Raw genomic sequence first — 15,232 nt, 5'->3', positions numbered from 1 at the left:
CAAACTTTGATGGTAGAAGAGTTGCGGAGTAATTATTTTCTTTCCTTGCATGTACTAATTTATGAATAATACATTAATTATCAAATAGTTATAGTGTTTTATTTATTTAATATTCACAAAATTTATTTTTAGTATTTTTGGTTGTGCAACAAGCACATCGGTTTGGCGCAATGGCGAGCTAAGGCTAAAATTTAAAGTTGGGGCTTTTGCTTACTGTGTCTTTTCACTTCAATTTCCGCCACTGACGCCAAGCCCTGAAACATTAGCAGAAAAATTTGACAAGGAAATCATTATAGAAAAGAGGTTAATTTACACCTAATACTATTTATCTCTATTGTACAAATGGATACGAAAAAACGAAACTTAATAATAGCTTTTTAGAAACCAAACTAAGAGTAACCGCAATAACAAGCAATTAGAAAACTATAAATAGACCTTTAAAATTAACGACAAACATGGCGAACCAATATTTACTTCACGGAAAATTAACCGCAAAAGCAGGACAAAGAAATGAACTTGCAAATATCTTATTGAAAGCATCTGAGCTTGTATCAACTGCAAAAGGTTGTAAATTATATGCTATAAGTAAGGGCGAGAATGACACAAATTCTGTTTACGTTACAGAAATTTGGGACAGCAAAGAAGACCACGACAACTCATTAAAAGTGGAAGGAGTAAGAGAATTAATAATGTCTGCAATGCCAATATTAGACGGACAACCAACAAAAGGACAAGAACTTGAAATTTTAGGAGGAACGGGAATATAAAAACCTGCCAGCCGCTAACAAGGAATTTCAAAATACTCGCTAAAAATGAAAATTAAGACACACACAATAGTATTTTCAATGTTACTAATTTGTTTTTATAGCTGTAGTTTTGACAAACAAGGACAATGGGATATTTCAGAATTATATGCACAAAAAATTGAAGGGACTTCAAAAATTCTTTATAAATATGATGCTTGGGGTGGACGTGATTCACATACTTATGGTTTTGTTATTTTAGACTCAACAGAAATATTTAAAATTGACCTCAAAAATACATTGCCTTTTTATAAACTTTCTGACATTCCTAATAAAAATAAAATAGAAGGTATTAGCCACGAATGCTATAATTCTTGCGAAGAAGAATATTATAAATCAAAGCCGAATTATAAACCAATGAAGATCAACAAATTTCAATCAAATAACATTAATATTGAAAATATAATCTACCAGTATCGTGGATATTCAGAAAAAGATGGTGGATTAGAAAGTTATGTTATTGATAAGTTTATTGAAACTAAAGATAGCTTGTTCTTTTACAACTTAAATGATGTAGAAAGTATGAATGGAATTCATCTTGATGAATTAAAAGTAAAAAAAGGGGAAGTTTATCTTCAACTCAACAATAATAAAGAAATTCAAAAAATTATTGTTGAGCAAATAAATTTAGATCCTATCACAAAGGAATTTATAGATGGAAGAACTTGCTTTTTAACTCCAAAAAAAAAAACATTCGCAAATGAATTTTCACAAAGAGGAATATTTCGAAAAATAAAAATAACAAAATAATACTGCACATAGAAGGGTTTTGTAATAGTCGAGCGAAACTGCAAATTTCAACATATGTTTTTCGATTAAACTTTTATTCTAAAAATCCCACCTTCAGCAATGCACAAACCCTTATTGCGCATTATAATAATACAACTTCAATAATAAAAATGAAAAAATTAATATTCTTACTTCTTACATTATTCATTACAAATTTTAGCTATGCTCAAAACATAGTACTTGACAGTTTAGTTGGAAAAAATAGTTTTTCTTTTCAAATTGATAAAAACATTTCATTTCAAGGAAAAGGATGGGATGTTTTACTAAACGAAATAAAACAGTCTAATTCTGTTTTGCTGGGAGAAACTCATTTTACAAACGAAATTCCTTATTTCACAAACGCAGTAATCAATGAAGTTAAGTTTGATAATTATTTTATTGAGGTTGACCCTTATTCAGTAGATTTAATCGAAACAAAAATTAAATCTCTATCTCCGGAGCGGCTTAATTCTTTTGTTAAAGAATATAGTACCAACTTTGCTTTTTTGCAGCAGGAACCAGAATTTGATTTGGTAAAGAGTTTAGTGAAACGTAATACCAAAATATATGGTGCCGAACAGATCAGCGTTTTTGCGGACCAAATGATAATTTCAAGTTTAAAAGAAACTTCGAAAAATAAAAAAGTAATTGAGATATATGAACAAATGCTTCATAATTCCAAACTTATTGCATCTAAAGAAGGTCTTGAAAAATATTACCTATTGTCTGAAGATTGTCTTCAAAAAATAGATTTGTTGTTGGCGTTAAAACTTTCAGACAAAGAACGAAAGCAAATTGAAGATTTAAAGTTAAGTCGAGAAATCTATACTAAAAGAAATCATCCCTTAAGAATTCAACTGCTGAAAAACATTTTGCTAAACCAAATGCCCGATTGGAATAACAAAAAAAATCTTTTCAAGTTTGGTGCGAATCATCTCCCAAAAGGTGAAACGATATTAACAAAAACTGATATTTATGATATTGGCAGTTTAATTTCTAATATTGAAGAGGCAAATTTCAGGAAATCATTACATATAATGCTCATTGGAAAAGGAGAAGACCAAAATGATAACACTAGTTTTAAATCTTTTCTAAATGTGGCAAAGGATGAACAATGGTACTGTTTTGATTTAAGACCTTTAAAGAAATCGATTTTACAAAACAAACTAAAAGTAGATGATGTATACTTATCGAGAGTTATAAAAGGTTATGATTATCTTATTTACATTCCTAAAGTAACTAAAAGTAAAGATATCTCGATAGAATAACGATGCACAGCGGCTGTTTGGCAATATGGTGGATTTAGGCTTCCTTAATCCATTGCATCGGCAAGTCAAATGTTAGCCTATTTTTTCATCAATTAAAAATCCCAATTTCTCGGCAATATCACAATGAAATTACCTTATAAAATAATACTTGGAGCTACATTTCTGGTAACAATAGTAAGTTGTACAGAAAAATACTCAACTTTAATATTGGAGTTTAAAAATGAAAAGAAATTAAGTGATAATTTTCCAGAACTATATAAATTAGAAATTAAAAAAAATGGTAAGATCATTAAAACGGTTCTACCAAAAGAAGGATTATTTATCGAAAATCCATTAAAAATTGACAGTATCGAAAAAGGAACTTATGAATTCATATATTCTGATCTATTTGGTAGAACACAAATAAAAAAGTACAAAGCTGAAAATTTCGATAAAGTTGACACTTTAAGAATTAGCCCAGACCATATCGACATCACAAAAGTTAAAAATAATTCAATAATTAGGAAACTTAATAACAACCAAATAACAATAAAGTATAGATCTCAAGGATGTTTTCATAAAATAAAAGATTCTATAGTTATTAAAAATAAAGATGGAAAGTATTACTTAGGTGATAATGGAAGATTTAAAACTTTAAGCAAGGATGAAATAGACAAAATAATTCAATTTGAATGCGAATTATATACTTTACCAAAAGATGGCGGATGTACAACCGTTAGTATTTACACATTGTTTTTTAATGGTGAGACTAAAGAAATACAAAATGGAAATTGTGGTTGGAATGGTTGGGATAACTTAAAAAATGATTTGAAAATAAAAAACTAAAAATACTGTCGATAAAACTATATTGGCAAAATATGATACGAAAGTATAACAGCGAAAATTAATGATTTGCAATCAGTGACTTTCTGCAATAGAATATATTCTGGGCATGGATTACAAAGCCGCGATGTCGGGTGGAATGGTTTTGTTTCTAGGATAAATTAAAATTTGACAATTACTATTTATTACATTATTTTTAACAAAATTATAGTTTGGATTGATGCATTGCGTAAAGCCAAATGTTAGTTGTAATTTTCTACAAACAATCTGCATAAAAGTAAATATGATAAAGAAAAGTCATTTATCAATCTTATTGTTATTTTTTCTATTTGGTTGTGGAAAACATCCTATTGAAAGTAAACTATCTGAAAATGGAAATTTTTGGTATATTTTTCACGAAAACAATGATAAAAACGTATATGAAAATATAAACTACGGCTATGTTTTCATAAATAATGGAAATTTAGATTACAGAAATTATGATTTTTCAACAAATAAGACGAATAGTTTTAGAATGAATGATGTAAAGCAAATAATGAAATGGAAACTAATTAATTCAAAGGAAATTCAAATTGAACATAAAATTTACTCTATTAAAAGATTTGATAAGGATACTTTAATATTAACATACCAAAATTCAAATAAAAACAGAATTCTAATTAACTTGAAAAATAAAAATCCAAGAGAATTAATCAGATTCAAACTTTAGAAAAAAACACGACTAACAGTGTATTTCCAAAAGCGGGGCTGAATTGCTTCAATTGGACATTTATGCAAGGTTCAACATTGGTAATTTTATTGAGCTTTTGTGCTAAAAATCTCCCCTTCGGTAATACCCTGCTCGTTGTCCGCCATTTTATAGAAACACTTACCCTACATACAAATCAATGAAATTAAAAACGCTTACAAGTTTAATATTTATTCTATTATCAACTTTTTCTTTTGCTCAAAAAGTTTCACCTTTTCAAATTAATGGAGAATTATTTGAAATTCCTGGAAAATGGGAATTTGAAACTCAACTTAAAGAATCTGGACAATTCCATTTGTCGAATAAAAAAGAAAAATTAAGTTTACTGATTTCTGTAAGAAAACCAGAAAAATTTGAATTTTTTCAAGCAGGATTAAGTGAAATTGAACTTTTGAATAAATTTTACAAATGGGAATATGATTACTGGAGTTCATCAAATGGAATTCAAACAGAAGTTTCTGAAACAAAAAGAAACGATGAAAAAAAATACATCATTTGGAAACTGACTTTGAAAAATATGCTACAAAATAATAACAAAGACCAAACTTCATATTTACTTTATGCTGTGAAAAATAATAATTTAATTTCAATTAATTTAACGAACAACACAGACAAGAAAAAATTATTTACTGAATCAGAATCAATAGAGCTTCTTGAAAAAGTATATCAGAAATAACAATAAAGGGTTTGGCAATAGCGGTCGGAAAGCCTCCAGTTCAAGTTTTTTTTGCTAACCCGATTTTGCGGATTTTTAATCCGTAACATTCTGCAACAGAATATATTTTATGAACATATTATAAATCTGTACTATCAAAAAAGCACAATTTGTAATCATTCTTTATTTTATTATTTTAGTGAAATTACATTTAAATCAATGCCTTACGTAAAGCTAGAATGTATTACATTTTGAATAAATAAAACAATATATAATGGGAATATTTAATTTTTTTAAAAGAAACAAAAAAGACTCATCAGTAGAGACTGATTCGACAGATTTTATGGCACGAATGGAAGCCATGGTACAAAAGATCAAGGAAGAAGAGGGTACGGATAACGACGAATTACCCAATCACAAAGGTGAATTTGGTTACTCAAAAGACAACCCTATTCTTTTAACAAGTGTTCCTGAATCAAGAAAATACCTAAATAGATTAATCAACATAAAACCGGGTTCTTCTCAATATACTTGGGAAAGAACTGGTTCGATGAAAAGCAGTATTGTCAGTGCACCAATTGATGAATACAATTTAATAGATGCTGATTCTAATATTGTTAAAACGATTTATATTTGGCCTTACAACAGAGTAAATTCAAAAAAAGTTCCAGAAGGATTTGGCTTGATGGATGGCTAAACCAAAAGCGGTGCTGAAGCATGTGTTTATTTAATCTTTAAGAAAAACTTTAAACAAAAAAAAGAAAATGCTCCCTACACGATGTAGAAAGCATTTTCAACCCTAATATTTAATATAATTAACCCATTACAGAGAGACTCCTCGTCTCCATGGAATGAAATCATTCTGATTAAGAACGTCCGCTTTGGTTTTTACTTCGCCGCTGGCTACGTTGATGATGAGTTCCAGAAGTTCGTCTGCCGCTTCAGGAATTGTTTTTTCTCCGCTGATCACGGTACCTGCATTAAAATCAATAATGTCTGACATTTTTTCTGCCAAAACCGTGTTGGAAGAAATCTTCACAACTGGCGAAATAGGATTTCCCATTGGAGTGCCAAGACCTGTAGTGAAAAGAACTACGGTTGCACCTGAACCTACTAAAGCGGTGGTACATTCGGCATCATTTCCGGGAGTGCACAGAAGATTCAGACCTGGTTTTGTAGCATATTCTGTAAAGTCGAGAACTTCTACAATCGGGGCAGCTCCGCCTTTTTTCGAGGCTCCTGCAGATTTCATCGCATCGGTAATTAAACCATCCTTGATATTTCCGGGAGACGGATTCATATCAAATCCTGATCCTGCCGCAACCACAGAGGCTTCAAAATCTTTCATTAGTTTCAGGAACTTTACACCGTCTTCATCGTTGATGCAACGGTTGACCAGCTCCTGCTCTACTCCACACAATTCAGGGAACTCGGCCAGCATGGTTGTTCCGCCAACTGCCGCCATAATATCGGAAACTTCTCCCAAAACAGGATTCGCAGAAATTCCTGAGAAACCGTCTGAGCCACCGCATTCCAAACCGATGTTCAGTTTGGTGATGGATGCTGGTTTTCTCTCTATTTCGTTAGCTTTTTTAATGCCTTCATATGAATCTTTGATAACGCCGGTCAACATTTCATCGATAGTACCCGATTTTTGCTGTTCGTAAACGACAATCGGTTTTTTATTATTGGGAGCCAATGCATGTAGTGAATCCATGAAAATCTGTACCTGAAGATTCTGACACCCTAAGCTGAGAACCGTAGCTCCCGCAACATTCGGGTTGTTGACATATCCTGCAAATAATCTTCCCAACGCTTCAGCATCCTGACGAATTCCGCCACAACCACCTTGGTGCGTGATGAATCTTACATCTATATTTTTAAAAACTCGTGTATCTGGTTCTTCTTCTTCAACTTCAACAGTTGCACCGCCGTTTAATAACGAACGCAATAATAACTGATGTTTGCTGGCTTTGTCGTGAAGTAATTCTTTTTCAAAAATATCTTTCAGCGTTTCGATATTCTTGTTTTCGCAGAATACCAACGGGAAAAACAGCCAAACATTTTCTGTACCTACCTGTCCGTCTTCACGGTGAAAACCATTGAAAGTACGGTCTTTCCATTTATCAACATTGGGTGGAGTCCAGCCCAAAGTTTCGGTTTTCCCAACCACTTTTGCACTTTGGTGCTTTACGTTTTCGGTGGTAATAACTTCGCCCTGTTTGATGGATTGATTGGCTTTTCCAACGATAACGCCATACATTAAAATATGGTCGCCATCCTCAAAATCTACGGCAGCGAATTTATGTTTTGCTTTAATATCTTTAAGAATCGTATAATCTGTACCGTCTAAGTGCACCGATTCTCCGGCAGGCAAATCCATCAACGCTACAATAACGTTGTCTTTGGGATTTACTTTCAGTACTTTCTTTTGCATGATTTTTTAAGAATAAAATTGAATAAAATTTTTGTAGGCAGTTTCCATATCATTGTGATCGATTTCGTACAATGCTTTTGCTACTGCGGCTTTCAGACCTTCAACTTTTGAAAGGTCGGTATCCCAGAACAATTTTTCACTCAATGCCTGTTCTGAAACTACTTCGTAATCTTCGTTTTTCCAGATTTCTTTGAATCTGTTGACGATCGCTTCTTCGTCATTCAGAGGAAGAGATTTTTCACCAAAGCTTCCTTGATAGAATCTGATTAAACTTGCCAGAGAGAACGTTAAGTTCAACGGAAGTTTGTTATTTCTTTCAACATACGTCAACAAACTTGGAACCACTCTTACTTTAAATTTAGAAACAAAATATAAAGCGATGCTTGCCAAATGATGCTTAATAAAAGGATTTCTGAATCTGTCGAAAACTTCTTCCGCAAATTCTTTCAATTCAGTTTCATCTAAACCTAAAGTCTGATTCACTTCATTAAAAATAGAATCGCTTAAAAAAGTTCCGATAAATTGATCATCAATCGCTTCTTTTACGATTTCTTTTCCTGCTAAAATTGCCGGAGCCAACATCAACGTATGTCCGCCATTCAGAATTCTAACTTTTCTTAAACGGTAGGGCTGAATATCATCCACCACCAAAATCTGTTCGTTGATCTGATCGAAAGGAATTTTATTTTTTAAATCTTCACCTCCCTGAATCACCCATAAAAGGAATGTTTCAGAAACCACCATCATTGGATCTTCATAATCTAACTGGTCTTCGTAAGTCGAAAGATCGTCTTTCGGACATCCCGGAACGATTCTGTCTACCAATGTATTATGGAAATGATTGCTTTGTTCAATCCATTGCACAAAACCTTCTTCTAAATTCCAAAGTTGGGCATATTTTAAGATAATACTTTTTAAAACGAATGCATTATCTTCAATAAGCTCGCAAGGAATAATTCTTAAGCCTTTGTCTGCTGCTCCATTGAAATGCTTATATCTTTCATGAAGTAAAACCGCTACTTTCGCAGGGAAATTTTTGTGCGGACCTTCATAGGTATTTTCAGTTTCGTCGTAAGCAATTCCGGTTTCTGTTGTATTTGAAAAAACAAATTCAAGTTCTTCTTCTTTTGCTAATTCTAAAAAATCGCTGTAATCTACATAAGGATTAATCGATTTTTGAATCGCTGAAATCACGCATTTTTCATCGATGATTTCTCCTTTTTTAATTCCTCTTGAGAATAAAGTATACAAATTCCCCTGTTCTTCAAGCTTGTGAACTGAGCCATTCGGAGTAGGTTGTATATTGACAATTCCTGCATTGAAACCTGCTTCATTATTCAGTTTATCAATCACATAATCGGTAAATCCGCGCATGAAGTTTCCTCCACCGAACTGTACGATTTTGATTGGTAATTTTGTATCGAGTCCGCTATTCTGGCGGTTTAATTTCTGTTTTGTCTGATTTTCCATCTTCTTGTTGATGATTTTTTAACGCAAAGTCCGCAAAGTTTTTTTGGACAAAATGCTGTCTATTTTAAGTTCGCAAAGGCGTTCTACTTAGCGAAGAACTCAAAGTTATTTATTTGAAACATTAAGATTTATTAAGGAGTTTAGGTTAGTTAAGAGAAATAAATTTCTTAAGCTTGCACTTCAATTTGCCTGCAAATTCTTAATATTTCTTAACTTCTAAATTCTCCTTAATGGTTTAAATTTTATTTCTATTTACTGATTACTTCATATTTCGGAACCAATGTTTTCATAACTGTCCATGCGATCAGGTAAGCGACTGCACAAACTGAGAAAATGATCATGTATCCTTTATCAATTCCATCAGATACTACTGCGCCTGATTTTTCCAATTGCTCAAAGAATCCATCCGGCAAACGGTCATTAACGTATTGGGGATATTTTTCTAACAAAGGAACTCCGTCTACGGTTGACCAAGCTTTGTGTGCATGATCGAATAATAATCCTGAAGATTTATTAATGATAAACGATCCGATTCCGCCTGCCATTCCGCCAATTCCTGTGATGGTTGCAATGGCTTTTTTAGGGAACATATCGCCTACTGTGGAAAAAATATTTGCTGACCAAGCCTGATGTGCTGCTCCTGCGATACCGATAATTAAAACCGGAATCCAATAGGTTGCAGTTCCTAAAGGTTGTGCTAAAAGTGCTAACAGTGGGAAAAATGCAAAAATTAACATTGCTTTCATTCTTCCTGAATAGGCATTCATGCCTTTCTTTTCAACAAAATATTTTGGAAGCCATCCTCCGATGATCGATAACAAAGTAATCATGTATAATACAAATAATGGAAGTGCACTTTCTGTGGAATCCATTCCGTATACCGAACTTAAATACGCCGGAGTCCAGAATAAAAAGAACCACCAAACACCGTCTGTCATGAACTTTCCGAACGCAAAAGCCCAAGTCTGTCTGTAGCTGAAACATTCTTTGAACGTAAACACTTTTTCAGGAACCGAAGTATCTTGATTAGGAAGATCATCCTGATCCTGATTGATATACGTTAATTCATGTTCGTTAACTCTCTTATGTAAATGTGGCTTTTTATAAACAAATACCCAAAGTCCCATCCAAACAAATCCTAGCGCACCGATGATGATAAACGCCCATTCCCAACCCATTGATTTTGCAATAAAAGGAATGGTAAGCGGTGCCGCCAAAGCTCCAACCGTTGCTCCTGCATTCCAAATACTCGTAGAAAAAGCTCTGTCTTTTTTAGGAAAATATTCTGCTGTGGTTTTGATCGCTGCAGGGAAATTTCCTGCTTCACCAATCGCCAAAACGAAACGTGCAAAAATGAATAAGGTTACACTTGTACTGATGATTGCAGAAGTATTGGAAACTGTAGAAATCAGTTCTTTAGAACCATGAAAACCGGCAAACCAGTTTCCTGTAAGGATTCCTGAAGTGGCAATTCCGCAGAATGCGTGTAAAACTGCACCGATAGACCAAACTCCGATTGCCCAAAGGAAACCTTTTTTGGTATCCATCCAATCCACGAATTTTCCTGCGAAAAGCATTCCTATCGCATAGAAAATAGAGAATAATGCCGTGATATTTCCGTAATCGTTATTATTCCAATGAAATTCTGGCGCAATAAAATCTTTCCAGGTTAAAGATAAAACCTGACGATCTAAATAATTAATCGTGGTCGCAAGAAATAACAGTAAACATATTGTCCACCTATATTGTGTCGGCTTAAGAGATTTAACTGAACTCATAGTCAATTTATTTATTTTAAAGTCTGAATGATATCCAGCACTTTTTTGGTTTCATTTTCTATCGTTGCATAGTCTTTCGCAAGCATCAATTCTTTGCTTACCAGCTTGCTTCCCATTCCTACTGCGGAAACCCCAGCTTTGAACCAGCTTTCAATGCTTTCTTTCGTGGTATCAACACCTCCGGTCGGCATAAATTTCAGATTCGGGAAAACATCTTTGATGGCGCTCATAAATCCTGGTCCCAAAGCGTTACCCGGGAATAATTTAATGAAAGTTACACCAGCAGCTTCAGCAGCAATAATTTCTGTCGGAGTCATACAACCCGGGCTGTACAACAAATCTTTCGGAATTAAAAATGCTGCAACTTCCGCCACAAAACCAGGACTGATAAAGAAATCTGCGCCCACTTTGTAATATTCTTCGGCTTGCTTTACATTCTTTATGGTTCCTATTCCGAGAAGCATTTCCGGCATTTCTGCATTACGAACCTCTACCATTTTTGTGAAATTACTTAACGCAGCTTCTCCACGGCTTGTATATTCTACCGCACGGATTCCTGCTTTGTAAAGTGATTTTAATATTTCTAAAGTTACCGTTTCATCAGCATTATAATAGAGAGGCAAAGCTCCCTGATTAATAATGGTATTTGTAACCAATTGAATTTTTGTCATTTTGTTGAATTATTTTGTTGAAAATAATCTTTGATGGGGTTTTATCCATCCTTTGGTATGCTGTAACTTCAACACTTCCTTTTTTAACGCAAGGGGCGCAAAGATTTTCTTTTTAAAACTTGATGTATATTTTTAAGGTCGCAAAGGCGTTTCACTTAGCGAAGTCCGCAATGTTTTTATTTAAGCAATGAGCCAATTGCCAAAAGCTAACAGCCAAAAGCGAAAATTACCTTTTGATTCTTCCTCCGGAATTTCCGGCCATTACCTCGAGAATATCTTCTGCGCTGCAGTAATTGATGTCACCTAAAATAGTATGTTTGATAGCACAAGCTGCGTTGGCGAAATTCAATGCTTTTTCGTCATCGAAATTTAATAAACCATAAATCAAACCTGCTGCAAAAGCATCTCCTGTCCCGATTCTGTCGACAACCGGATTTACTTCTAAAAGTCCGGTTTCAAAATAATTTCCGTTGACTAAAGCTCTTCCCTGCGTTTGCTGAGAACTCGCCGTAACGCCTATTCTTATTTTGTCGAAAATTTTATGAATAGATGGACATTGTTTTTTTAATTCTTCACAAGCTTCTAAGAAACCTTGCTGATCTGATGAAAACTGAGTTCCCAAAATTTCATTAATTTCATTTACACCACCGATAAAAATCGTTGAATATGAAACCAGTTCTTTTAAAACTTCGTTTCCGTTTTTACCATATTTCCAAAGGTTGGAACGGTAAGCAGGATCAGTAGTCACTTCAATTCCCATTTCACGAGCAGTTAATAAACCTTCTTTCAAAGTTTCGTAAGCGCCTTCCGAGATCCCAGGACTGATGCCTGTCCAATGGAAATATTCGCAACCTTCCAAAGCTTTTTTCCAGTCAACCTGTTCTGGTTTGATGTTGGCAAAAGAACCGTTCAGTCTGTTGTAAGCAATTCTGCTCGCACGAACCGATGAACCTACCTCTAGAAAATATAATCCTAAAGGATGTTCATTTTTATTAATGAAAGTTGTATCAATCCCAAAACTTTTGATGAAAGACAATGCAGATTCTCCCACAAAATCATCAGAAACATTGCTGATGTGCGTCACGTCGCAACCCATTGTTGCCAATGAAGAAGCTACGTTGAGCTCAGTTCCGCCGAAGAAAAATTCCATTTCGTGGCTTTGTCTCATTGTTTTGTTTCCGGGAGGTGAAAGCCTCATGATTACTTCACCGAAAGTAAGTATTTTGCTAGCCATATTTTAAATACCCTTTTTATTATCTGCTGTTATTTAAACGCAAAGTGCGCTAAGATTTTCTTTTAAAACTTGATGTATATTTTTAAGTTCGCAAAGGCGTTCTACTCAGCCAAGCTCACAAAGATTTTCAAGTTTAGAAAATTTGCAGATATGTAAATTATTATTTTCATTTAAACCATTAAGATTTGTTAAGGAGTTTAGAATAATTAAGTTAAGCTTCGCTTTAAGCGATGTACTTAATAAAATCTTAGATTTTCATCTTAAAAAACCTTAACTCCTTAATTGTTCAAATTTATTATCTCTCGCAAATTAGTTTGATTATGCAGATCTTTTTTAAATCTGCAAAATTTGCTCAATCTGCGAGAGCTTTTTTATTTAAATTTAAAAATCGAAATAATTTTTAGCATTATGATAACAGATATCGGAAATTGTTTTCCCGATCAGTTCCATATCATCCGGCAATTCGCCGTTTTTCATTTCTTCACCGAAAAGATTACACAATACTCTTCTGAAGTATTCGTGTCTTGGATAAGACAAGAAACTTCTTGAATCTGTCAACATTCCTACGAAACAGCTGATTAATCCCATGTTTGAAAGGGCATTCATCTGCTTGATCATTCCGTCTTTCTGATCCAAAAACCACCATCCGGAACCGAATTGTACTTTTCCTTTGATACTGCCGTCGTTGAAATTCCCGATCATTGTTGCGAAAATCTCATTGTCGGCAGGATTTAGGTTATATAGAATTGTTTTGGTGAGTTTATCTTTTCCGTCTAAAGTATTTAATAATTTAGATAAAGTTTCAGCCTGTACGAAATCTCCTATAGAATCCCATCCTGTATCAGGACCAAGAATTCTGTGCATTCTTTCGTTGTTGTTTCTCAAAGCTCCCAAATGAAATTGCTGAACCCATCCGAATTTATGATACGTTTCGCCTAAGAACAGTAAAATAGCAGTTTTAAACTGATTTACCTGCTTTTCAGCGATTACTTTTCCTGAAATTTTATCATTGAAAATAGCAGCTACTTCAGCTTCTGAAGCTTCTTCAAAAGAAATATTATTCAGTCCGTGGTCGCATAATCTGCATCCGTTTTCGTGGAAATATTCTACTCTTTTTAATAAAGCATCGCACAAAGTCTGATAAGAATTGATTTCAATCCCTGCAGACTCGCCCAATTTTGAAATATAATCTGCAAAGTTGTGGTTTTCAATAAGGATCGCCTTATCAGGACGGAAAGCCGTACTTACTTTAATATCAAAATCACTTTTCGCTAGATCCTGATGATAATTTAAAATATCAATCGGATCTTCTGTCGTACACAAAGATTCTACATTCATCATTTTCAGCAAACCTCTTGTCGACTTTTCAGGAGTCTGAAGCTGTGCTGTGATGTTGTCGTAAATATCTGATGCATTTTTTTCGTTCAATAATTCATCAATTCCGAAATAACGCTTTAATTCTAAATGCGTCCAGTGATATAACGGGTTTCTTAAAGTATAAGGAACCGTTTTAGCCCAAGCTTCAAATTTTTCTTTATCTGAGGCATCGCCTGTGATGAATTTTTCGTTCACACCCATCGTACGCATTGCACGCCATTTGTAATGATCGCCCGCAATCCAAACTTTAGATATATTTTCGAAAACGGTATCTTCAGCGATATCTTTAGGGATCAAATGATTATGATAATCGATGATAGGCTGTTTTTCTGCGTATTTGAAGTATAATTCTTCCGCGTATTTATTTTGTAATAAGAAATTATCTGTTATAAAAGATTTCATTTGTAAAATTCTAATGTTACTCGTTAGAAGGTTTTCCGATGGTTGCCAAAATACCGCCATCAACGTAAATAATGTGTCCGTTGATAAATCTGCTTGCATCTGAAGCTAAGAAAATAGCTGTTCCTGCAAGATCTTCGGGATTTCCCCATCTTCCTTCCGGAGTTCTGCTGATGATAAAATCGTTAAACGGATGACCGTCTACTCTGATTGGCTCTGTTTGGGTTGTCGCAAAATATCCGGGACCGATACCGTTTACCTGAATATTGTGTTTTGCCCATTCTGTTGCCAAATTTTTGGTAAGCATTTTCAGACCGCCTTTTGCAGAAGCATATGCCACTACATTATCACGACCCAGCTCACTCATCATTGAGCAAATATTGATGATTTTACCAGATTTTCTCTTAATCATGTGTTTTCCAACTAATTTGGACATGATGAAAGGTCCGGTAAGATCTACATCGATTACTTTTCTAAAGTCTTCTACATCCATATCAATCGCCGGAATACGTTTAATGATTCCTGCATTGTTGACTAAGATGTCAATTTTCCCGTGAGTTGCTTCCATGAGAGCAACCTTCTGAGCGGCTTCACGTTCGTCTGTTACGTCAAAAAGATACCCTGTAGCGCTATATCCTTTACTGCGATAATAGTCTAAAGCTTCGTCTAGTTTTGAGGGAGTTGTACTCGTGATTGCCAATTCAGCACCTGCAGAGGCAAGACCTTCAGCCATTGCCATTCCTAATCCGTGAGTACCGCCGGTGACAACGGCAACTTTACCGGATAAATCGAATAAATTCAT

Annotated in this window: 14 protein-coding genes; 7 read left to right on the top strand and 7 right to left on the bottom strand. The window is 34.3% G+C overall.

All coding sequences use genetic code 11. From position 1 onward, the window contains the following. Window positions 1–455: 455 nt before the first annotated feature. From B5X64_RS17485 to B5X64_RS17455, 7 genes are all read left to right on the top strand, one after another. Window positions 456–767 carry a putative quinol monooxygenase gene (locus tag B5X64_RS17485; protein ID WP_079466464.1) on the top strand — a complete coding sequence of 104 codons (312 nt, stop codon included), beginning with the start codon at window positions 456–458 and terminating at the stop codon, window positions 765–767. Between the two features lie 45 nt (window positions 768–812). Then, a complete protein-coding gene (locus B5X64_RS17480) occupies window positions 813–1,553 on the top strand; it encodes a hypothetical protein (protein WP_123920987.1) in 741 nt (246 codons plus the stop codon). Window positions 1,554–1,702: 149 nt separating this feature from the next. Beyond that, a complete protein-coding gene (locus B5X64_RS17475) occupies window positions 1,703–2,839 on the top strand; it encodes a hypothetical protein (RefSeq protein WP_079466462.1) in 1,137 nt (378 codons plus the stop codon). Window positions 2,840–2,962: 123 nt separating this feature from the next. Then, on the top strand, window positions 2,963–3,664 hold the full coding sequence (locus B5X64_RS17470; RefSeq protein ID WP_079466461.1) for a hypothetical protein: 702 nt from the start codon (window positions 2,963–2,965) through the stop codon (window positions 3,662–3,664). A 280-nt stretch (window positions 3,665–3,944) separates the two neighbouring features. Further along, window positions 3,945–4,370, top strand: a complete 426-nt coding sequence (locus tag B5X64_RS17465; protein WP_079466460.1) for a hypothetical protein — start codon at window positions 3,945–3,947, stop codon at window positions 4,368–4,370. Window positions 4,371–4,548: 178 nt separating this feature from the next. After that, the gene (locus tag B5X64_RS17460) at window positions 4,549–5,085 is read left to right on the top strand and encodes a hypothetical protein (RefSeq protein WP_079466459.1); all 537 of its coding nucleotides are present in this window, start codon (window positions 4,549–4,551) and stop codon (window positions 5,083–5,085) included. Window positions 5,086–5,338: 253 nt separating this feature from the next. Further along, window positions 5,339–5,761: a hypothetical protein gene (locus B5X64_RS17455; protein ID WP_079466458.1), complete on the top strand. Its 423-nt coding sequence runs from the start codon at window positions 5,339–5,341 to the stop codon at window positions 5,759–5,761. A 126-nt stretch (window positions 5,762–5,887) separates the two neighbouring features. Here the strand turns inward: B5X64_RS17455 and B5X64_RS17450 are convergent, their stop codons facing one another. The 7 genes from B5X64_RS17450 to B5X64_RS17420 form a co-directional block, all read right to left on the bottom strand. Then, window positions 5,888–7,501, bottom strand: coding sequence for a UxaA family hydrolase (locus tag B5X64_RS17450; RefSeq protein ID WP_079466457.1), 1,614 nt, complete (start codon window positions 7,499–7,501; stop codon window positions 5,888–5,890). A gap of 6 nt (window positions 7,502–7,507) precedes the next feature. After that, window positions 7,508–8,971, bottom strand: coding sequence for a tagaturonate reductase (locus B5X64_RS17445; protein WP_079466456.1), 1,464 nt, complete (start codon window positions 8,969–8,971; stop codon window positions 7,508–7,510). A 248-nt stretch (window positions 8,972–9,219) separates the two neighbouring features. Beyond that, on the bottom strand, window positions 9,220–10,749 hold the full coding sequence (locus B5X64_RS17440) for an MFS transporter (RefSeq protein ID WP_079466455.1): 1,530 nt from the start codon (window positions 10,747–10,749) through the stop codon (window positions 9,220–9,222). Between the two features lie 11 nt (window positions 10,750–10,760). Then, entirely contained in the window at window positions 10,761–11,420 is a 660-nt protein-coding gene (locus B5X64_RS17435) for a beta/alpha barrel domain-containing protein (RefSeq protein WP_079466454.1), read from the bottom strand. Window positions 11,421–11,646: 226 nt separating this feature from the next. Beyond that, a complete protein-coding gene (locus tag B5X64_RS17430; RefSeq protein WP_079466453.1) occupies window positions 11,647–12,654 on the bottom strand; it encodes a sugar kinase in 1,008 nt (335 codons plus the stop codon). Window positions 12,655–13,035: 381 nt separating this feature from the next. Then, window positions 13,036–14,433, bottom strand: coding sequence for a glucuronate isomerase (uxaC, locus tag B5X64_RS17425; RefSeq protein ID WP_079466452.1), 1,398 nt, complete (start codon window positions 14,431–14,433; stop codon window positions 13,036–13,038). Window positions 14,434–14,449: 16 nt separating this feature from the next. Further along, complete coding sequence (locus B5X64_RS17420) at window positions 14,450–15,232, bottom strand: gluconate 5-dehydrogenase (RefSeq protein ID WP_079466451.1); 783 nt, start codon at window positions 15,230–15,232, stop codon at window positions 14,450–14,452.

The organism is Chryseobacterium balustinum (genome assembly GCF_900168205.1).
GTDB lineage: Bacteria > Bacteroidota > Bacteroidia > Flavobacteriales > Weeksellaceae > Chryseobacterium > Chryseobacterium balustinum.
This window is presented reverse-complemented; position numbering and strand designations above follow the sequence as displayed.

What these genes read in the sequence shown, in the direction of transcription:
- B5X64_RS17485 (WP_079466464.1), top strand. Translation starts at nt 456, where the DNA reads ATGGCGAACCAATATTTACTTCACGGAAAATTAACCGCAAAAGCAGGA.
- B5X64_RS17480 (WP_123920987.1), top strand. Translation starts at nt 813, where the DNA reads ATGAAAATTAAGACACACACAATAGTATTTTCAATGTTACTAATTTGT.
- B5X64_RS17475 (WP_079466462.1), top strand. Translation starts at nt 1,703, where the DNA reads ATGAAAAAATTAATATTCTTACTTCTTACATTATTCATTACAAATTTT.
- B5X64_RS17470 (WP_079466461.1), top strand. Translation starts at nt 2,963, where the DNA reads ATGAAATTACCTTATAAAATAATACTTGGAGCTACATTTCTGGTAACA.
- B5X64_RS17465 (WP_079466460.1), top strand. Translation starts at nt 3,945, where the DNA reads ATGATAAAGAAAAGTCATTTATCAATCTTATTGTTATTTTTTCTATTT.
- B5X64_RS17460 (WP_079466459.1), top strand. Translation starts at nt 4,549, where the DNA reads ATGAAATTAAAAACGCTTACAAGTTTAATATTTATTCTATTATCAACT.
- B5X64_RS17455 (WP_079466458.1), top strand. Translation starts at nt 5,339, where the DNA reads ATGGGAATATTTAATTTTTTTAAAAGAAACAAAAAAGACTCATCAGTA.
- B5X64_RS17450 (WP_079466457.1), bottom strand. Translation starts at nt 7,501, where the DNA reads ATGCAAAAGAAAGTACTGAAAGTAAATCCCAAAGACAACGTTATTGTA.
- B5X64_RS17445 (WP_079466456.1), bottom strand. Translation starts at nt 8,971, where the DNA reads ATGGAAAATCAGACAAAACAGAAATTAAACCGCCAGAATAGCGGACTC.
- B5X64_RS17440 (WP_079466455.1), bottom strand. Translation starts at nt 10,749, where the DNA reads ATGAGTTCAGTTAAATCTCTTAAGCCGACACAATATAGGTGGACAATA.
- B5X64_RS17435 (WP_079466454.1), bottom strand. Translation starts at nt 11,420, where the DNA reads ATGACAAAAATTCAATTGGTTACAAATACCATTATTAATCAGGGAGCT.
- B5X64_RS17430 (WP_079466453.1), bottom strand. Translation starts at nt 12,654, where the DNA reads ATGGCTAGCAAAATACTTACTTTCGGTGAAGTAATCATGAGGCTTTCA.
- uxaC (WP_079466452.1), bottom strand. Translation starts at nt 14,433, where the DNA reads ATGAAATCTTTTATAACAGATAATTTCTTATTACAAAATAAATACGCG.
- B5X64_RS17420 (WP_079466451.1), bottom strand. Translation starts at nt 15,232, where the DNA reads ATGAATTTATTCGATTTATCCGGTAAAGTTGCCGTTGTCACCGGCGGT.